Source organism: Sphingomonas sp. PP-CE-3G-477 (assembly GCF_003050745.1).
Classification (GTDB): domain Bacteria; phylum Pseudomonadota; class Alphaproteobacteria; order Sphingomonadales; family Sphingomonadaceae; genus Sphingomonas.
On the sequence record NZ_QAOF01000004.1, the window covers coordinates 138340 to 156829 of the forward strand.

Genomic DNA, 18490 nt, shown 5'->3' on the forward strand with positions numbered 1-18490 from the left:
ACACTCATGAAAGGGGATTTATATGCGGAAGCTTGCCGTCGTTCTGGCACTCGCCTCCACCGCTCTTGCTACTCCCGCCCTCGCCCGCGACAAGTCGTGGTACGTTGGCGTCGAAGGCGGTGCGATGATCGTTGAAGACATCGACTATGATATCGGCGCATTGAACAATGCCGGTTCGGTCGATCATGACTATGGGTACGATGTCGACGCCGTAATGGGCTACGACTTTGGCGGTTTCCGCCTCGAAACCGAAGTCGGCTACCGCAAGGCAACCGTGGACGGCTATTCGTCGACGACGACCACGCCAACGTTCGGTGCAACCGGCGTTCGCGGTAACGCAGGCGCAGGTAACTACGGCGGCGCCGGTGGTTCGTCGTCGGCTCTCAGCTTCATGCTGAACGGCCTTCTGGACTTCGGTCCGGACGATGGCATCCAGGGCTTCGTCGGCGGTGGTGTCGGTGTTGCTCGCGTCAAGGCGCAGTATGCACTCACCAACGGTGGCGACTTCCTGAACGACTCGGACACCGTGTTCGCGTATCAGGGTCTTGCCGGTATCCGCGCACCGCTGACCGACCACATCGACGCGACGCTGAAGTATCGCTTCTTCAACGCCGAGAACGTCAAGCTGGTCGACGTTTCGAACCGCGTGTTCGACGGTCGCTATCGTTCGCACAGCATCCTTGGTGGTGTGACGTACAACTTCGGCGAGCCAGCAGCTCCGCCGCCGCCGCCGCCGGCACCTGCGCCTGAGCCAGTTCCGGCCCCGCCGGCACCCGTTCCGGAAGCAGTGGTCTGCTCGCCTGGTCCGTTCATCGTGTTCTTCGAATGGGACAAGTCGGACATCACGCCTGAGGCAGCGTCGATCCTCGACAACGCCGTCACGCAGTACCAGTCGTGTGGCAACGCACAGGTCATGCTGGCAGGTCACGCCGATAAGTCGGGTTCGGCATCGTACAACGTCGGTCTGTCGCAGCGCCGCGCAGATGGCGTGAAGGCATACCTGTCTTCGCATGCCATCCCGGACAGCGTCATCTCGACGGAAGCATTCGGCGAGAGCCGTCCGCGCGTCGAGACCGCCGATGGCGTTCGCGAAGTGCAGAACCGTCGCGTGGAAGTCACCTACGGTCCGGGTTCGGGCCAGTAAGACTTTCGCCGATCGGCTCTCGGGTCGGTTACGGAATGAAGATCGGGGAGGTCGGCGAAAGCCGGCCTCCCTTTTCTTTTGTCGAGCGTGCGGACCGTGGCTCGGTGAGTTTGCTGAAGAGGGTTGGAGACCGGGGCTGCCTGTAGCATCCGTGATGGCGGCAGCGACGCTCCGGATCCCGCACACCTATGCGAACGCCATCACCTGTTTACGAAGCCGACAAGTGATTATGCAGTCGATCCGGCGCGATCAGCGCCGCGCCCAGATCCTTCGCACGACGATCCACAGCACGACCGCAATTACGACTGCAAGGATCAACGCGCCCGCAACCGCTCCGGCGACCCGAAAGATCCCCCAGAACAACGCCTCGACGAAGCGGCCGACCGCCACCGAAAGGCCGATCATGCGAGAGGGTCCGAACGCGTCACGCCCCCTCGGTACCCGGCAAAGGCTTGCGCGCCAAACCCCGTCTTCCTACGCCTCCGCCATGCAGACCAAGCCGAGCCACGCGGAAATCGTCCCCGACAGCGAACACCGAGGGTTGGTTGACCGCCTCCCGCCAACTCTCCGCGGCTTGGCCCTCCTCGCCCGCTTCGACAGGCCGATCGGCTGGTGGCTGCTGTTCTGGCCCGGCGCCTGGGGCGTCGCGCTCGCCGGTGGCGCGGTGCAGCGCTGGGACCTAATCCTGTGGCTCCTCCTCGGCAGCATCGCGATGCGCGGCGCGGGGTGCGTGTTCAACGACATCATCGACCGCGACCTCGACGCGCAGGTCGCGCGCACCCGCGCGCGACCGATCCCGAGCGGCCTCGTCTCGACCAAGCTTGCCTGGGTCTGGCTCGTGGCGCTGTGCCTGATCGGGTTCGTCGTCCTGCTGCAACTCACCTTCTTCGCCGCGATCGTCGCGCTCGCCAGCCTAGCGCCGGTCGCCGCCTACCCGTTCATGAAGCGCATCACCTGGTGGCCGCAGGCGTGGCTCGGCATCGTCTTCTCCTGGGCGCTGCTGGTCGGCTGGAGCGACATTGCCGGCGCGCTCGATACGCCGATGTGGCTGCTCTACGCGGGTTCGATCGCATGGGTGATCGGCTACGACACGATCTACGCGCTGCAGGACCGCGAGGATGACGCGATGATCGGCATCCGCTCGTCCGCGCTTCGCATGGGTACGCATGTGAAGGCCGGCGTCGGCATCTTCTACGTCGCCACCGTCGTTTTATGGGCCGCAGCCTTCTGGCAAGTCCGCCCCGACCCGCTCGCGATTGCTGCGCTCGTGCCCGTCGCGCTCCACCTTGCATGGCAGGTCGGTACCCTCCAACCGAACACGCATGAGGGCGCCGGCACCGCAGCACTGGCCCGCTTTCGCGCGAACCGTTTCGCCGGACTGCTGATGTTCCTAGCCTGCGTGGTTGTCGGCACGGGCCTGCATCCCTAACTCGCTGATATGCTGACCCCAGACCAAGCCCGCGACCGCGCCCACGACATCGTCCAGCGCGCGAGGGCGGCGGGTGCCGACGCCGCCGACGCGGTCTTCGCCGCCGATGCCGCGCTCGACGTGTCGATCCGCCTCGGCAAGCTCGAGGATATAGGCCGCTCCGAAAGCGAGGACCTCGGCCTGCGCGTATTCGTCGGCCAGCGCTCCGCCAGCGTCTCGACCTCCGACCTCTCGACGGCGGCGATGGACGCGCTCGTCGAACGCGCGGTGGCAATGGCGCGCGAGGCCCCGGAGGACCCATGGGCCGGCCTTGCCCCCGCCGATCGCCTGCTCCATGGCATCATCCCGATGCTCGGCCTGGACGACGGTGGCGAAGCCAGCCCCGAGCAACTCCGCGACGCCGCGCTAGAAGCCGAAGACGCCGCCCGCGCAGTCCCCGGCGTCTCGAACAGCGAAGGCGGCGGCGCCAGCGCCTCGCGCAGCGTCTGGGCCTTGGCCACAAGCCACGGGTTCGCCGGCGCCTATGCCGCGACCGGCTACGGCGTGTCGGCCAGTGTGCTTGCCGGTGAAGGCGGCGGCATGCAGCGTGACTACGCGCACAGCAGCGCCCGCCTCCGCGCACATCTCGAATCACCGGAAGCGATCGGTCGCCGCGCCGGCGAACAGGCGGTCGCCCGCCTGAACCCCGGTCGCCTCGTCAGCGGCCCCACGACGATCGTCTACGATCGCCGCGTTGGCGGATCGCTGGTCGGTCACATGCTCGGCGCGATCTCCGGCCAGGCGATCACGCGGAAAACGAGCTTCCTCCTCGACTCGCTCGGCAGCCAGGTGTTCGCGCACGGCATCACCATCCGCGACGATCCGCACCGCCCGCACGGCCTGCGCTCGCGTCCGTTCGATGGCGAAGGCCTGCCCGTCTCGCCGAGCGACATCATCGAGGATGGCATGCTCGAACGCTGGCTGCTTGATTCCGCCTCGGCGCGGCAACTCGGCCTCGAACCGACCGGCCATGCTGCGCGCGGTGTCGGCGGCGGGCCCGGCGTTTCCACCAGCAACGTGTTCATGGAGCCGGGCCACGTACCCCTCGAAACGCTGATCGCCGACATTGAATCGGGCGTCTATGTCACCGAACTGATGGGCGGCGGCGCGAACGGCGTGACCGGCGACTACAGCCGTGGCGCAGCGGGCTTCCGGATCGAGAACGGACAGATCACCACGCCGGTCGCCGAGTTCACGATCGCGGGCAACGTCAAGGACATGTTCCTGGCGATGACCCCGGCGAACGACCTGGAATTCCGCTACGGCGTCAATGTGCCGACGCTGCGCGTGGAGGGCATGACGGTGGCGAGTGGCTGACCGGCGGCCCAGTTCTGGGCGATCCCCGGAGCGGTCGCCGGCATGGCTGCGCGCAATGGCGGACGCGGTAGCTAAGATTGCCGCGGAGGCGGGCGCGATGGCGCTAGACCGCTTCGACACCGACTTTCAGCGCTGGGAGAAGACCCCCGGCAGCCCGGTCTGCGAACTCGACATCGCGATCGACGGGATGCTCAAGGCGCGGCTGTCGACCCTTCTCCCGGAAGCCGGCTGGCTGTCCGAGGAGACCGCCGACAACGCCGACCGCCTCGCCCACGACCTGCTCTGGGTGGTAGACCCGATCGACGGAACGCGAGACTATATCCGCGCACGTCCCGGCTGGTGCGTCTCGGTCGCGCTGGTCGATCGCGGCAAGCCGGTGATCGGCATCCTCGAAGCCCCCTCCCGCGACGAACGCTGGCACGCGGTCGCAGGGCAGGGGGCCACCCGCAACGGCATCCCGCTGAAGGCTGGCGACCGAACCGACTTCCCCGGTAGCCGAACCTCGGTGGACGCCCTCCCCAAAGCCGACCGAGACCTCGTCATGGTCCACAAGCCCAACTCGATCGCCCTACGCATAGCGATGGTCGCCGCCGACGAAGCCGACCTCGTCGCCACGCTCCGCTGGGGCAACGAATGGGACATCGCCGCCGCTATCCTCGTCGCAAGCGAAGCGGGTGCGACGGTGAGCGACGCGCTCGGCGCGCCGCTGGTCTTCAACAAGCCGCGTCCGCAGGCGTTCGGCGTGCTGACCAGCGTACCGGGCATTCATGCCGCCGCGGTGGCGCGGCTCGCCGACCGGGCACGCGTGGGTACCGACTAAATACCCTACGATCAGCGGTGAGCGGTCACCGATTTTTCAGGCTCGGTCAGATCGAGAACCTGCAATTCGGCGGGGCCCGCCCGCCTACGGACCAAGCTGCCGGTCGGGACGAGATAGGTACCGCGCAAGGTGAACCGCTCGACCAGATATGTGCCGGGATCGCCTGCGGTTGCGGCATTTCCCGTGTAGCGACGGTCGGATATCTGGCTCAACAGATCCTTCGCCCACGCCGTCGATCGCGATCCACGCAAGATCTCCGGCTCACTGGTCCTGCCGTCGGGCCTAATCCAGAATCCGATATCGACCCATTGGATCGGGCCATAGTCGGACGGCCGGGTGGGAATTGGATCAACGACATCGAACTTTGCGGTGTTGATCTTGGCCGCCATCTCCGCGGTCGGCTTGTAGGGAGGCGCCCAGATCAGCACGGGGCGCGTCGAGGCGTCATGATCGATCGCGCGTACCAGCCGATCGACCTGCCCGTCATCGGCACGCTTCGCGGCCAGCCGTAACCTCACCACCTGCATCGCCATGCGGAGCGTCGGATCCGACGCGTCGGGTCGCGCTTCGGCTTCGGTCATCAATCGCGCGGCGCCTGCGGTATCGCCGTGTGCGTTCGCAAGGCCGACGCGCCGCAGAACCGCCTGCAACGCCAATATCGTATTACCGTGTTGCAGCGCTTGCCGCTCGACCGCGTGGTACGAAAGCTCGGCCGATCTCGCATTCCCCAGCTGGGCCCACATGTCGCCCGTCGCGAACGCCGCGGCGAGCACCGCCGGATCGTCGGGCGGGAGGTTATCGCGCAAGACCCGCACCTGTCGACCGACCGCCGTTCTGAAGGCATCCATATCGCCGTCGTGTCGCGAAACCGTCGCATAGGCCTCATAGATCGCCGCGAGCGGTTTCGGTGCCGTCGCGGCGTTTCGCTTGTTGCGCGATGCCGCCGCGGCCAAGGTATTGCGCGCCTTGACGTACGCCCCTTCGCGAAACTGTCGTTCGGCATACGCTATCGAAACCTGCGCATCGCAGAGCGGCGGACAGGCTTGCTGGATGCATTCCCGATAGGCATCGTCCAGCCGCTTCCCGGCAACGACGATTTCGGGAGCGATCTGTGTCGTCAGCAGAAGCAACAGCGCGATCATGGCCTGGTCTCCGAATACGTGCGCCCAGTCTAAGCGAATCGTCCGGGCTGCAAAGTCGAGATACGATCGAGTTTGAACCTAATGATCGTGATGCCGGTGCTCGATCTCCCGTCGATCAAAGACCCGTCGGCGTCCCGGATACGCGCTTGCCCTTCGTCCGGCTGGTCAGGTGGAAGTGCAGGCACCGATCGCAGCGATAGGCCCTCAGCGGTACGCGTCCGGTCTGCGCCACGACGAGCGCGTCGGCTTCGGAGACGAAGCGCGCCTTTCTGCGGCAGACGCTGAGACGGGTACGCTTCACCCGATCAGTCCTTGTACTTCATCTCCAAGAATCGGCCGCGGGTCGACAAATTGTCGAGGTCGCTCTGTGCGAGGCGGGCGGTCATCTCGCCGATTTCCTGTTCGATCAGCTTCAGGCCGTCGACCAGTTCGGCGTCGGGCGAGCGACCGTTGCGCGGGGTGGTGCGGAGCGAAGCCGGCACCTTTTCGTAATCCTTGACGAAGGCGGGGAGTTGTTCGCCGATCAGTTTCCGGACGTCGACCGCTTCCTGCGTGTTCGCGTCGAGCGTCGCGAGTTGCGGGGTCAGCGTTTCGAGACGCAGGCCGATCCGGTCGACCAGCGTCATCGCGGGTGCGGGGAGGGCGGGGCGTTGCGCTTCCAGCCAGCGTTCGGTCTGCGCCGGCAGCGCACGGATATCGACCGCCGCGAGCCGCTCGGGCGTGGGCGCACGTTCCGCCGGCCAGACCGCGAACAACACCGTGGCGGCGACCAGCAGCGCCATCACCAGCATTGCGCCGCCGATCCCGAGCGGCACGATCCAGCCGATCACCATCGCCGCGATCAGGATCGCGACGTCGGCGACCGCGATCCGGGTCAGTCGCTTGCCGATCGCCTGTGTTTGCCTGGTCCGCCCCCGCGATGGCGAGCGTCCGATGGCGGTGCCCGTCCGGTCGACGGAAATGCGCGACCAGGAGGCGCGGGCGCTGGCGATGGCGTCGTCGACTTCGCTCACGGGGGTTACATCGCCTCCAGCTTGAACGGGCTGGCGGAAGGTCCGCCGAGCTGCCCCTGCGTCGCGCCTTCGGCCCGCGCGATATACCCACGGGATTTATCGACCTCGTTCGACAGCGCGCCGACGGTGACCTTCATCGAATCGAGCGCCTTCAGCTTGAACACTTCGATCGCGTCCATCGTGTCGTAGATATTCTGGAATGCGCGTTGCAGCGTTTCCAGCGGGATCGTCGCCGACGCGGCCTGTTCGTGGATCTGCGCGGTCTGCGATTTGAGCAGCTTGCCGGTCGAATCGATGATGTTCGCGGTCGTCGTGTTGAGCGCGGTGATCTGCTCCAGCACCAGCTTCTGGTTGGTCAGCGCCTGCGCCACCGTCACCGCGGTCCGCAGCGCCGAGACGGTCGTGGTCGACGCGCGATCGACGCCCTTCACCAGCTCGACATTGTTCTTCTTGACCAGGTCGAGCGCGAGATAGCCCTGCACGGTCACCGCCATCTGCGTCAGCAGGTCCTGCGTGCGCTGGCGCGTATAGAACAACGCCGTCTCGCGGATCGCCTTCGCCTTGGCGGGATCGCTGTGGTCGAGGTCGTTGGCGACGTCCTCCAGCTTGGCGTCCATCGTCTTCGACAGATGAATCATCTGCTCGAGCCGACCCATCGCCGCCCACAAATTCGCGCGCTCGGTATCGATCGCGGCATTGTCCATCAGCAGCTCGTCCTTGCCCGAGCCGAGGCTCTTCAGGATCTGCGCGATGTGCGTCTGCGAGGACTTATAGCCGTCGAAATAATTGCGCATCTTGCCACCGAACGGGATGATCCCGAACAGCTTCTGCGGCGCGGTAAGGTTGCCCTTCTTGCCGGGATCGAGATCCTCGACGACGCGGCGCAGCTCGGCGAGGTCCTTGCCGACGCCGGTTTCCTGATCCATCGCCTTGACCGGGCGATCGAGGAAGCGGTTCGACTGGCCGGCGGCCTCGCGGATTTCCTTCGCGCCCATCGCGGTGATCGCATCGACGCGCTTGCCGAATTCGGGCGAATTGACGTCCTGCGCGACGAGATCGGTGACGAAGCCCGACACGCGCTCCTCCAGCTGCGACTTCACGCCGGCATCGACGGGCACCAGTCCGGACGCCTTCGCGGCGGCAACGGTCGGCACCGGATCGGGCGGGGTCAGCACCAGGCCCGGCTCTTCCGTCAGCGTGTTCGGGGTCGTCGCCATGCTTATGTCTCCGTTCGGTGGGGCATCGTGGCTGGAACCCGCCCCGCGTTCAAGTGGCGTATATAGATAATACACCCAGGCTTGCCAACAGCTCTCCTTGAAACCGGGTGGCCGTGTGGACAGCTTGTCGGCGACATCACAGGAGTTCCAGCGTGCGCGCCATCGGCTATACCAAGTCGCTCCCGATCGACGATCCGCAGTCGCTCGTCGACCTCGACCTCCCCAAGCCCGAGGCTATTGGCCGCGACCTGCTGGTCGAGGTGAAGGCGGTGTCGGTCAACCCGGTCGACACCAAGATCCGCCAGCGTCGCGCCGATCCCGACGGCAAGCCGCAAGTGCTTGGCTGGGACGCATCGGGCATCGTCGTAGCGATCGGCCCGGACGTGACGGGCTTCGCGGTCGGCGACGAGGTCTTCTACGCAGGCGCGATCGACCGGCCAGGTACCAACTCGGAGTATCACCTCGTCGACGAACGGATCGTCGGGCATAAGCCCAAGTCGCTCGACTGGGCGCAGGCCGCGGCGTTGCCGTTGACGTCGGTCACGGCGTGGGAGACGCTGTTCGACCGGCTCGACGTGCGCAAACCCGTCCCCGGCGCGGCGAACGCGATCCTGATCATCGGCGGGGCAGGAGGGGTCGGCTCGATCACGATCCAGCTCGCGCGGCAGCTCACCGACCTGACCGTGATCGCTACCGCCTCGCGTGACGAGACGCGGGGCTGGGTCGAGGATCTCGGCGCGCATCACGTGATCGATCACCGCAAGCCGCTCGCCGCGCAGGTCGAGGCGCTCGGGCTGGGGGCGCCGGGGTTCGTGTTCTCGACCACGCATACCGACGAGCACATCGCCGAGATCGGCGAGCTGCTCGCGCCGCAGGGCCGGCTGGCGCTGATCGACGATCCGAAGACGCTCGACATCGTGCCGCTGAAGCAGAAGTCGATCTCGGTGCACTGGGAACTGATGTACACGCGCTCACTGTTCCAGACCGCGGACATGGGCGAGCAGGGGGTGCTGCTCGGCGAGGTCGCGCGGCTGGTGGATGCGGGGACGATCCGGACGACGCTCGCGGAGAATTTCGGCAAGATCGACGCGGCGAATTTGCGGCGGGCGCATGAGCGGATCGAGAGCCATACGGCCAAGGGGAAGATCGTGCTGGAGGGGTTCTGACACCGCCCTAGTCATCCCTGCGCAGGCGGGGATCCATACTGGCAAGCCTTGAGACAGCGTCGCAAGCCTCCTGACAATATGGGCCCCGGCCTCGGCGGAGAAGACTTGCAAGGGTGTGCACCACCCCGGCGGAGGCCGGGGCCCAGTTGGGGAACGTTGCTAACGGATCGCGGCACGTCATTATTGCTGCCTTTCCAACTGGGCCCCGGCCTCCGCCGGGGTGGATAAAGTGGAGGGCGGGGCACTCCTTCTTGTTCCCTCGCGAACGCGGGGGCCCAGGAGCCAAGGACGTCATCGCTCGTAACCCTGGGCCCCCGCTTTCGCGAGGGAACGGCATTGGTTCGGCGGAAGGCGCATCTCCCGCCGAATGAGACTGGCGGCGGCGCAAACACACGATACTCTGCACCATGCTCCGCCCGCTGATCCTTGCGCTCGCCCTCCTCCCAGCGGCCGCCACGAATCGTCCCCCGCCAGCCGACCCGCTAACCGCCACGATCCACACCGAAGACGCTGACCGATTCGCCGCGCTGTTCGCCAAGACCAAGGGCAAGCCCACCGCCGCGCAACTCAAACGCGACTATCTCGACAAGGGCAGTTTCGGGATCGGCGTCTTCACACCTGGCCGGATCGTCGACGCGGACACGCTCGCGCGCGCCATCGCCGCCAACCCGACGCGGTATGCTCAGGCGATCAAGACCTGCCTCCCCGCCGCCAAGGCCGCCACCGCCGATCTCCGCGCGATCTATCTCGCCCTCCACGGCGCACTCCCCGACGTGAAGCTCCCACAGGTCTATATAGTCTTCGGCGCGAACACCTCTGGCGGCACCGCCAAGCCCGGCGCGCAGGTGCTCGGTCTCGAAGTGCTGTGCCGAATGTCGCCGACGCCCGAGAAACTGCGCCAGACGCTCCGCCATTTCTTCGCACACGAGACGGTGCATTCCTTCCAGCAGGATGCCGGCATGACGCTCGCCCGCGATCCCCTGCTCACCGCGATCCTCGTCGAGGGCGCGGCCGACTTCATCGCGCAACTCGTCACCGGCGAGGAACCCGACGCCGCCCGCGCCACCTGGGCGACCCCGCGCGAAGGGGAACTCTGGCGCCAGATGCAGGCCGACATCGCGCTCACCCGCAAGCTCACCGACAAGGACGACCCCGAGGAAGGCTCGCCCGAAGCCAAGGCGTACGCCCGCTGGATCGGCAACTACTCCACGCCGCCCGCCGGCTGGCCACCCGAACTCGGCTATTGGATGGGACTGCGAATCTGGCAGCGTTACTATGCCGCGACGCCTGACAAGCACGCCGCGCTGAGGGCAATGCTGGCGGTCCGCGATCCTCGTGCTATTCTCGCCGCCGGAACATACAAGCGCCGCGGAGGTTCCCTCTAAAGGCGACGAAATGCCGCTGCACCTTCCCGCGGCGCAACAATTACGCTATGGCGCGCGCCAACCCCGTTCCTCGATCAAGAGAATACATTCATGAGCCTCCGCAACGTGGCGATCATTGCGCACGTCGATCACGGCAAGACGACGCTGGTCGACCAGCTCTTCCGCCAGTCCGGCACCTTCCGCGACAACCAGCGCGTCGAAGAGCGCGCAATGGATTCGAACGACCTCGAAAAAGAGCGTGGCATCACCATTCTCGCCAAGCCGACCTCGGTCGACTGGACCCCTCCCGGCGAGTCCGAGAGCATCCGCATCAACATCGTCGACACGCCCGGTCACGCCGATTTCGGCGGCGAAGTCGAGCGCATCTTGTCGATGGTCGACGGCGTCGTCCTGCTGGTCGATTCGTCGGAAGGCGCGATGCCGCAGACCAAGTTCGTCACCGGCAAGGCGCTGGCACTCGGCCTGAAGCCGATCGTCGTCGTCAACAAGGTCGATCGTAACGACGCGCGCATCCAGGAAGTGCTCGACGAAGTGTTCGACCTGTTCGTGTCGCTCGACGCGAATGACGACCAGCTCGACTTCCCCGTGCTCTACGCATCGGGTCGCAACGGCTATGCCTCGACCGACATGGACGCGCGCGAAGGCACGCTGATCCCGATGTTCGAGACGATCGTGAAGCACGTGCCGCCGCCCGCCGTGGAAGTCGCCGGCGTGCCGTTCACCTTCCTCGTCACGCTGCTCGATCGCGATCCGTTCCTCGGCCGCGTCCTCACGGGTCGCGTCAATTCGGGTACCGTGAAGACCAACCAGGCGATTCACGCACTCGATAACGACGGCAAGATCATCGAGACCGGTCGTGCGTCCAAGATCATGTCGTTCCGTGGTCTCGAGCGCGTTCCCGTCGACGAAGCCAAGGCTGGCGACATCATCTCGCTCGCAGGTCTCTCGGTCGCGACCGTTGCCGACACGATCGCCGACATCACGGTGACCGAGCCGCTGCACGCGCAGCCGATCGATCCCCCCACGCTGTCGATGCGTTTTGCCGTGAACGATTCGCCGATGGCGGGCCGTGAGGGCAGCAAGGTGACGAGCCGCATGATCCGCGAGCGCCTGTTCCGCGAGGCCGAGTCGAACGTCGCCGTCAAGGTGACCGAGGCGGCCGACAAGGACAGCTTCGAAGTCGCCGGCCGCGGCGAGCTTCAGCTGGGCGTGCTGATCGAGACGATGCGCCGCGAAGGTTTCGAGCTGGGCATCTCGCGTCCGCGCGTGCTGTTCGGCGAGGACGAGAACGGCAAGAAGACCGAGCCGTACGAGACCGTCATCATCGACGTCGACGAGGAGCATTCGGGCACCGTCGTCGAGAAGATGAACACGCGTAAGGCCGAGCTGACCGACATGCGTCCGTCGACCGGCGGCAAGACCCGCATCACCTTCTCGGCGCCGTCGCGCGGGATGATCGGCTATCATGGCGAATTCCTGTCCGACACGCGCGGCACGGGGATCATGAACCGGCTGTTCGAGAAGTACGGTCCGCACAAGGGCGCGATCGAGGGTCGCAAGAACGGCGTGCTGATCTCGAACGGCTCGGGCGAGGCGAACAACTACGCACTGGGTCCGCTCGAAGAGCGCGGCATCCTGTTCGTGGGCCATGGCGAGGCTCTCTATGAGGGCATGATCGTCGGCGAGAACGCCAAGCCGGACGACCTCGAGGTCAACCCGATGAAGACCAAGGCGCTGACCAACTTCCGCGCGAGCGGCGGCAAGGACGACCAGGTCCGCTTGTCTCCGCCGAAGCGCGCGACGCTGGAGCAGGCGATCGCGTACATCGACGACGACGAGATGGTCGAAGTCACGCCGAAGTCGATCCGCCTGCGCAAGCGCTTCCTGGACGCGAACGAGCGCAAGCGGGCTAGCCGGGCTAAGCAGAGCGCCTGAGGCCAGCAAAGGCGGAGCCGGCTGAGCATCAGGCGCTCGGCCGGCCTCGCTCAAGCGAGGTCCGACGACGCGGCTTTGCCGTGGCGCGCTGGCTAGTAATTGAAGAAGGGCCGGGGGGAAACCTCCGGCCCTTTTCGTTTGCTTGGCCCGATTCGATCACCCAGCCAAACGCCGTCATTCCCGCGGAGGCGGGAACCCATATTGGCTAGCCTAGCGAGTAGATTGCAGACGTCAGAGGATATGGATCCCCGCCTAAGCGGGGATGACGGACGTTGGGGGAAGGGCGGCACGAAGCAGCGGTCGACGCGGTAGTGATCATGCGAGCGGCCGTCATCCTGAAGAAAGTCAGGATCCAGAGCCACGAAGGTCGCCAGCCATTACTCTGGATCCTGACTTTCGTCAGGATGACGGAGGGGAGCGGTCCGCGGCAATTCACCCCCGCTCGCCCCCCTCAAGCAGCCGTAATCCGCCCACCCCGTTCCAACATCTCGCCACTCGTAACGATAACCCGATCCCCCAACTTGACCTGCTCGAAGATCAGCTTGGCAAACGCCGTAGGCACCCCAACGCACCCATGCGTCGCGTATTTCCCATCCATCAGCGCGCTGCCGTGAATCGAAACTCCGTCATTGGTCAGCCGCATCATGTACGGCATCGGCGCCCCGTACAGGTTCGACACATGATGCGCGTCCTTCTGCGTGATCTTGAACACGCCAAGCGGGGTCGGCTTCTCGTCCGCGCCATAGATCACGGCCGCCGTCCCGATCTCGTACCCACTGCGAAAGATCGACAAGGTCTGCGCCACCAGGTCGACCGTGATCACGATCGGCCCCTCGGGTACGCCCTCGGTATCCCAATAATACGCGCCATGCCGCAAAGGCTCCGGCACGTTCAGAACCCGCTTCACGACATACGCATCGGCCGGGTCCTCCGCAGCGACGGCAACGGGCTTCGGCGGCACCTTGGCAACCGGCGTAGCAACGGAAGCCTTGGCCACCCGCGCAGCCTCGATCGCCCGCACCTTCACCGGCGACCCGGACAGCGCCAGCCCACCGATCAGCACCGCACTCCCGCCGAGCACGGCAAAGGCGATCGCTCGCGTCGTCATCATCCTGTGCATCGCCGCACCCTATCCGATATTCATGAACAATACCCAGCCGGGCCGAGACTCCCGTGTCCTCGACCGGGACTCCAGCTATACCGTGGGTTAACAAGCCGTTCCGAACCAGTTCAGACCGAATCGCCTAAATCCTGAAACACGGTCGGACACTTATGCGTTTGTCCCAAGCGGACCGGGCGTAACCAGTAACGGAGTTCGGAAGAGATGAACGGATTTTTGAAGAAGGCAGGCTTGGGCGTAGCACTCGCCGCAACCGCGTTGACGGCGGCGGCACCGGCCGATGCGCAGCGTTGGGGTCGTGGCGGCTATGGGAGAGGCTATGGCGGCGGCTGGCACGGTCATCGTGGCGGCGGTAACGCGGCGGGCGCAGCGGTGCTCGGCGGCATCCTGGGTCTCGGCGTGGGCGCAGTGATCGCCAGCAACAACAACCGCAACCGCGGCTATTACGACGACGGCTATTACCGCGGTCCCCCGCCGCGCGCGTATTACGCCGAGCCAGTGCGGACCTACTACCGCGAGGATTACCGTCCGCGGTGCTGGAACGAGTGGCGCGTCGATCCCTATTACGGCGACCGGGTCGCGGTGCAGGTCTGCAACTGATCCGATCTTAGGATCGAAGGGCGGCGTCGGGAGCAATCCCGGCGCCGCTTTTTCGTGGCGCGTCTTTTTTGTGGCGTGGTGCGGGCGCTTGCCGCTAGACGCGCGACCATGACCGACACGCCAAACACCCCCGAGACCGAAGCCGCCGCCACCCCGGCCGCAACCGGCGATACGCCCCCCGATCGCCTGTCGATCAACCAGCGCAGCCCGTTCTTCCAGCAGGACCTGCTCGAGCGCGGCATCGGCATCCGCTTCAAGGACAAGGTGCGCCACGACGTCGAGGAATATTGCATCTCGGAAGGCTGGATCCGAGTCGCGCTCGGCAAGAAGGTCGACCGCAACGGCAACGCTCTGACGCTCAAGCTGGTCGGCCCCGTAGAGGCTTGGTTCGAACGTCCGGCAGCGGGCGCGGACACCGACGAGGGCTGATCTCGACGAGGTCGAAGCCTGCCTCCGAACCAGGCAAACATGTTTCCCCGCGAAGGCGGGGATCCAGACTGGGCTCCCGCCTTCGCGGGAGAACATGGAAGCGCGGAACGTCGCGGCAATACAGCCGCAACCCAAAGTCCGTCGCCCCAGCGAAAGCTGGGGTATCCCGCTTGGCGCACGCCGCGCGCCGAATGGGGAGATCCCAGCTTTCGCTGGGATGACGGCGAGGGGCTAGGGACGTTACGCGGGGCGGGGGGCCTTAAGCCTCCACCCCCTCCAAAGCCTCGCTAGCCTCGAGCCACTTGGCCTCGCTAGCCTCAAGCTTCGCATGCACTTCAGCGCGACGCTTGCTCAAATCCCCCATCGACATCCGCGAGAACCGCGGCTCCGCATTCGCCGGATCGACCATCGCGCGGTCCAGAGCATTCCGCTCCTTGGTGAACTTCGCGGTCTGCTCCTCGATCTCACGCAAAGCCTTGCGCAGAGCGGCGTCATTGCTCTTCGCCTCGGCCGCAGCCTTCTTGCCCGCCTTCTTGTCGGCCTTCGACGCCGCATCGCCCTTGCCGCCATCGCCCTTCAGGACGAACGCGATGTAATCGTCGAGGCTGCCGTCGAATTCCTTCGCCGTCCCGTCATCGACCAGCACCAGCCGGTCCGCGGTCAGTTCCAGCATATGCCGATCATGGCTGACCAGTACGACAGCGCCAGTATAGGCGTTGAGCGCCTGCACCAGAGCCTCGCGCGCATCGACGTCCAGATGGTTGGTCGGCTCATCGAGGATCAGCAGATGCGGCGCATCGCGCGTGATCAGCGCCAGCGCCAGACGCGCCCGCTCGCCACCCGACAGCTTGCCGACCCGCGTCGTCGCCTTGTCGCCCGAGAACCCGAACCGCCCCAATTGTGCGCGCACCGCGGCCGGCGTCGCGCCCTTCATCAGGTGCGACATATGCTCGATCGGCGAATCGGTCGGATCGAGTTCCTCGACCTGATACTGGGTGAAGTATCCCACCTTCATCTTGCCCGACGACGACATCTCGCCGTCCATCGGCGTCAACTGCGCCGCCAGCAGCCGCGCGAGCGTAGTCTTGCCGTTACCGTTGCGCCCGAGCAGCGCGACCCGGTCGTCGGGATCGAGCCGCATGTTGAGCCGCTTCAGGATCGGCACGTCGGCATAGCCCACCGTCGCCATGTCGAGCGTGATCAAAGGCGGGCGCAGCTCGGTCGGGTTGGGGAAGCCGAACGACAGCGTCGGATCATTGTAGCTTTCGGCAATCGGCTGCATCTTCGACAGCATCTTCTGCCGCGACTGCGCCTGCTTGGCGGTGGAGGCACGCGCGCTATTCTTGGCGATATATTCCTGCAGCTTCTCGCGCTGCACCGCCTGGTTGGCGCGCGCCGCCTCGATCTGCGCGAGCCGCTCGGCGCGCTGCCGCTCGAACGCGTCGTAGCCGCCCGGATACAGCGTGATCTTGCCACCCTGCAGATGCAGGATGTGATCGACCACGTTGTTGAGGAAATCGCGCTCGTGGCTGACCACCACGATCGTCGCCTTGTAGCCCTTGAGGAAATCCTCGAGCCACATCACCGCTTCGAGATCGAGATGGTTCGAAGGCTCGTCGAGCAGCAGCAGGTCCGGCTGCGAAAACAGCAGCGCGGCAAGCGCGACGCGCATCTTCCAGCCACCCGAGAAGCTGTCGAGCGTGCGCGCCTGCATGTCCTCGTCGAAGCCGAGGCCGAGCAGGATCTGCGCGGCGCGCGCGGGCGCGGTGTAGGCGTCGATCGCGATCAGCCGCTCGTACACGTCGCCGAGCCGGTCGGGATCCTCGCTCGTCTCGCCCTCGATCATCAGCGCCGCGCGCTCCAGATCGGCTTCGAGCACGGTCTCGAACGGGGTCTTCACGCCGTGCGGCGCTTCCTGCGCGAGATAGCCGATCCGCGCGCCCTTCGGCATGTCGGCGGACCCGTCGTCGGGCTCGAGCTGCCCTGCGATCACGCGCACCATCGTCGACTTGCCCGCGCCGTTGCGCCCGATCAGCCCGACGCGCGAGCCCGGCGGCAACGCGGCGGTGGCGCCATCGAGGATAACGCGTCCGCCCAGGCGCACCGTGATATTGTTCAGGTTCAGCATGCGCGTGCCGTTAGCAGATGCAGCATGGTTTTGCGAGGGGAGGGGTTTAGGCGTTCCGGGAGCCGAAGCCTCCGATCGAGCGCGGCTAGTTCCCCCGCGAAGGCGGGGGCCCAGGATCACAATCGCTACCGCCCGAGATCCTGAACCCCCGCCTCCGCGGGGGAACAAGAAGGGGCGATTCGCGCAATGTACTACCACCCCGGGCGAAGGCCGGGGCCCAGTTGGCAAGGTGGTCGTAACGAAGCGCGGTTCGCCATTAGCAACGTCCCCCAACTGGGCCCCGGCCTTCGCCGGGGTGGTGCAGGTATTGGAATAGGAAGCCTCTAAAACTCCCTCCCCTTCAGGGGAGGGCTGGGGTGGCGCACCGCCCCGAGCGATACGTCCGCGGAAACACCCCACCCCGACCCTCCCCTGAAGGGGAGGGAGCTATCAGGTTTCGTCCGACACTACCGCGTCGGCGGCGTTACCACTGCCGATCATCGCAGACGCCCGCCCACCAACATGAACCCGCACCCCTGAAACCAACCGCGTCGGCATGATCGCAGCGCCCGCAATCGCCGAACCAGAACGCAACACCCCCCGGTGCACCGTCACCCCGTGCAGCACATCGCCCGGCTCCGCACCCGAGTCCGCAACGTCGTCCCGATTGCCATAATGCACCGAAACCCCAGCAATCTGCGCCGCAACTGCCGCCACACCACCACCGGAAAAGCCACCACCCCGAACCCCAGGCTCAACCCCAGCATAAGCCTGCCGAAACGTCAGCGCCCGTTCCAGCGCCCCCTGCCAGCGATAGAACACATGCGCCCCGACCGTCGTGATCCGCGCAAGGCTCGAAGCCCACCAAGGCAGGATGCTGGTCGTATGAAACGACGTCGCAGCCCCGACCGGTGCATACACGCTCCCACCCAGCGCCGCGCTCGCCACCGCCCGCGCGCGATCCCAAGCCCCCGGCTCCCGCGCACGGTTCATCGAGCCATCGCAGGTAAAGCTGAACTGGCACCCGGTCCGCCGCTCGGCCCCCTGGTACACAACCCCGCAAACGCTGTTCGGAAAGGCCCGATCGCGGACCCGGTTCAACACCACCTGCGCCACCGCCCGCTGCCCATCCTCCGACTGCGACCGCGCTTCATAGTACACCGCCGCCGTCAGGCACTCGGCTGCTCGGCTAGCATCATCAACGGAGTTCGAAGTCAGAAACGGCGGAGCAACGAACGGCGCCGCAGCCGCAAACGGCGCATCAGGCGCGGCCGTCGCGATCTTCGCCGAGATGTCGTCGGGCACATGCAACGCCATCCGGCTCAGCAAGGCGCGTGAATTGCGCTCCGGCTGGACCCTATCGATCGCCGCCGGCCGATCCGCCGGCACGCACGACGTCGCCATCACCAGAGCGGGCAAGCTGATCAGCACATGCGGATAAAGGCCGAAACCCGACGTCTTCATCCCCCCGCTCTAGGCCGCGGGGTTTAGGGACTGGTTAATGCGGAACCCCCAATCCTCCCCTGCAGGGGGAGGTGGCAGCCCGCAGGGCTGACGGAGGGGTATCACGCTCTCGAGAGGGCGATACCCCTCCGTCTGGCTTCGCCATCCACCTCCCCTTGCAGGG

The 18490-nt window shown here is 65.9% G+C and carries 17 protein-coding genes; 9 read left to right on the forward strand and 8 right to left on the reverse strand.

Annotation, left to right across the window (positions count from 1 at the left end; translation table 11 throughout):
* Positions 1–22 precede the first annotated feature (22 nt).
* Entirely contained in the window at positions 23–1144 is a 1122-nt protein-coding gene (locus C8J45_RS10060; protein WP_107963106.1) for an OmpA family protein, read from the forward strand.
* A gap of 249 nt (positions 1145–1393) precedes the next feature.
* Here the strand turns inward: C8J45_RS10060 and C8J45_RS19235 are convergent, their stop codons facing one another.
* A complete protein-coding gene (locus C8J45_RS19235; RefSeq protein ID WP_181321186.1) occupies positions 1394–1549 on the reverse strand; it encodes a hypothetical protein in 156 nt (51 codons plus the stop codon).
* 82 nt (positions 1550–1631) lie between these two features.
* On the opposite strand from C8J45_RS19235, the gene ubiA reads away from it, so the two are divergent.
* The 3 genes from ubiA to C8J45_RS10075 are packed head-to-tail and all read left to right on the forward strand — an operon-like array spanning position 1632 to position 4749.
* A complete protein-coding gene (ubiA, locus tag C8J45_RS10065; protein WP_107963107.1) occupies positions 1632–2573 on the forward strand; it encodes a 4-hydroxybenzoate octaprenyltransferase in 942 nt (313 codons plus the stop codon).
* Positions 2574–2582: 9 nt separating this feature from the next.
* Positions 2583–3929, forward strand: coding sequence for a TldD/PmbA family protein (locus C8J45_RS10070; protein WP_107963108.1), 1347 nt, complete (start codon positions 2583–2585; stop codon positions 3927–3929).
* A 55-nt stretch (positions 3930–3984) separates the two neighbouring features.
* A complete protein-coding gene (locus tag C8J45_RS10075) occupies positions 3985–4749 on the forward strand; it encodes a 3'(2'),5'-bisphosphate nucleotidase CysQ (protein WP_107963109.1) in 765 nt (254 codons plus the stop codon).
* Positions 4750–4760: 11 nt separating this feature from the next.
* Here C8J45_RS10075 and C8J45_RS10080 read toward each other — a convergent pair whose 3' ends face one another.
* From C8J45_RS10080 to C8J45_RS10095, 4 genes are all read right to left on the reverse strand, one after another.
* Positions 4761–5891 (reverse strand): hypothetical protein, encoded by a 1131-nt coding sequence (locus C8J45_RS10080; RefSeq protein ID WP_107963110.1) that lies wholly within the window; start codon positions 5889–5891, stop codon positions 4761–4763.
* A 115-nt stretch (positions 5892–6006) separates the two neighbouring features.
* Complete coding sequence (locus C8J45_RS10085) at positions 6007–6192, reverse strand: hypothetical protein (RefSeq protein ID WP_107963111.1); 186 nt, start codon at positions 6190–6192, stop codon at positions 6007–6009.
* Positions 6193–6196: 4 nt separating this feature from the next.
* On the reverse strand, positions 6197–6904 hold the full coding sequence (locus C8J45_RS10090; RefSeq protein ID WP_107963112.1) for a hypothetical protein: 708 nt from the start codon (positions 6902–6904) through the stop codon (positions 6197–6199).
* 5 nt (positions 6905–6909) lie between these two features.
* The gene (locus C8J45_RS10095) at positions 6910–8121 is read right to left on the reverse strand and encodes a toxic anion resistance protein (protein ID WP_107963113.1); all 1212 of its coding nucleotides are present in this window, start codon (positions 8119–8121) and stop codon (positions 6910–6912) included.
* Between the two features lie 152 nt (positions 8122–8273).
* Here C8J45_RS10095 and C8J45_RS10100 point away from each other — a divergent pair, with 152 nt between their 5' ends.
* The 3 genes from C8J45_RS10100 (at position 8274) to typA (ending at position 12607) form a co-directional block, all read left to right on the forward strand.
* Positions 8274–9287 (forward strand): zinc-binding alcohol dehydrogenase family protein, encoded by a 1014-nt coding sequence (locus tag C8J45_RS10100; protein ID WP_107963114.1) that lies wholly within the window; start codon positions 8274–8276, stop codon positions 9285–9287.
* Positions 9288–9694: 407 nt separating this feature from the next.
* Positions 9695–10672 (forward strand): DUF2268 domain-containing putative Zn-dependent protease, encoded by a 978-nt coding sequence (locus C8J45_RS10105; RefSeq protein WP_107963115.1) that lies wholly within the window; start codon positions 9695–9697, stop codon positions 10670–10672.
* 90 nt (positions 10673–10762) lie between these two features.
* The gene (typA, locus tag C8J45_RS10110) at positions 10763–12607 is read left to right on the forward strand and encodes a translational GTPase TypA (protein WP_056051990.1); all 1845 of its coding nucleotides are present in this window, start codon (positions 10763–10765) and stop codon (positions 12605–12607) included.
* 451 nt (positions 12608–13058) lie between these two features.
* Here typA and C8J45_RS10115 read toward each other — a convergent pair whose 3' ends face one another.
* The gene (locus C8J45_RS10115; RefSeq protein ID WP_258191398.1) at positions 13059–13715 is read right to left on the reverse strand and encodes a L,D-transpeptidase family protein; all 657 of its coding nucleotides are present in this window, start codon (positions 13713–13715) and stop codon (positions 13059–13061) included.
* Between the two features lie 216 nt (positions 13716–13931).
* Here C8J45_RS10115 and C8J45_RS10120 point away from each other — a divergent pair, with 216 nt between their 5' ends.
* Together C8J45_RS10120 and C8J45_RS10125 are read left to right on the forward strand one after the other, a co-directional pair.
* A complete protein-coding gene (locus C8J45_RS10120) occupies positions 13932–14327 on the forward strand; it encodes a hypothetical protein (protein WP_107963117.1) in 396 nt (131 codons plus the stop codon).
* 108 nt (positions 14328–14435) lie between these two features.
* A complete protein-coding gene (locus C8J45_RS10125) occupies positions 14436–14756 on the forward strand; it encodes a DUF3297 family protein (RefSeq protein ID WP_056066699.1) in 321 nt (106 codons plus the stop codon).
* A gap of 259 nt (positions 14757–15015) precedes the next feature.
* Here C8J45_RS10125 and C8J45_RS10130 read toward each other — a convergent pair whose 3' ends face one another.
* Positions 15016–16884 carry an ABC-F family ATP-binding cassette domain-containing protein gene (locus C8J45_RS10130; RefSeq protein ID WP_107963118.1) on the reverse strand — a complete coding sequence of 623 codons (1869 nt, stop codon included), beginning with the start codon at positions 16882–16884 and terminating at the stop codon, positions 15016–15018.
* 429 nt (positions 16885–17313) lie between these two features.
* The gene (locus C8J45_RS10135) at positions 17314–18327 is read right to left on the reverse strand and encodes a cell wall hydrolase (RefSeq protein ID WP_258191399.1); all 1014 of its coding nucleotides are present in this window, start codon (positions 18325–18327) and stop codon (positions 17314–17316) included.
* Positions 18328–18490 lie beyond the last annotated feature (163 nt).

Excerpts from the sequence above, each read along its gene's own strand:
- C8J45_RS10095 (WP_107963113.1), bottom strand. The coding sequence starts at position 8,121 with ATGGCGACGACCCCGAACACGCTGACGGAAGAGCCGGGCCTGGTGCTG.
- C8J45_RS19235 (WP_181321186.1), bottom strand. The coding sequence starts at position 1,549 with ATGATCGGCCTTTCGGTGGCGGTCGGCCGCTTCGTCGAGGCGTTGTTC.
- ubiA (WP_107963107.1), top strand. The coding sequence starts at position 1,632 with ATGCAGACCAAGCCGAGCCACGCGGAAATCGTCCCCGACAGCGAACAC.
- C8J45_RS10125 (WP_056066699.1), top strand. The coding sequence starts at position 14,436 with ATGACCGACACGCCAAACACCCCCGAGACCGAAGCCGCCGCCACCCCG.
- C8J45_RS10060 (WP_107963106.1), top strand. The coding sequence starts at position 23 with ATGCGGAAGCTTGCCGTCGTTCTGGCACTCGCCTCCACCGCTCTTGCT.
- C8J45_RS10105 (WP_107963115.1), top strand. The coding sequence starts at position 9,695 with ATGCTCCGCCCGCTGATCCTTGCGCTCGCCCTCCTCCCAGCGGCCGCC.
- C8J45_RS10130 (WP_107963118.1), bottom strand. The coding sequence starts at position 16,884 with ATGCTGAACCTGAACAATATCACGGTGCGCCTGGGCGGACGCGTTATC.
- C8J45_RS10070 (WP_107963108.1), top strand. The coding sequence starts at position 2,583 with ATGCTGACCCCAGACCAAGCCCGCGACCGCGCCCACGACATCGTCCAG.
- C8J45_RS10080 (WP_107963110.1), bottom strand. The coding sequence starts at position 5,891 with ATGATCGCGCTGTTGCTTCTGCTGACGACACAGATCGCTCCCGAAATC.
- C8J45_RS10135 (WP_258191399.1), bottom strand. The coding sequence starts at position 18,327 with ATGAAGACGTCGGGTTTCGGCCTTTATCCGCATGTGCTGATCAGCTTG.
- typA (WP_056051990.1), top strand. The coding sequence starts at position 10,763 with ATGAGCCTCCGCAACGTGGCGATCATTGCGCACGTCGATCACGGCAAG.
- C8J45_RS10075 (WP_107963109.1), top strand. The coding sequence starts at position 3,985 with ATGGCGGACGCGGTAGCTAAGATTGCCGCGGAGGCGGGCGCGATGGCG.
- C8J45_RS10115 (WP_258191398.1), bottom strand. The coding sequence starts at position 13,715 with ATGACGACGCGAGCGATCGCCTTTGCCGTGCTCGGCGGGAGTGCGGTG.
- C8J45_RS10120 (WP_107963117.1), top strand. The coding sequence starts at position 13,932 with ATGAACGGATTTTTGAAGAAGGCAGGCTTGGGCGTAGCACTCGCCGCA.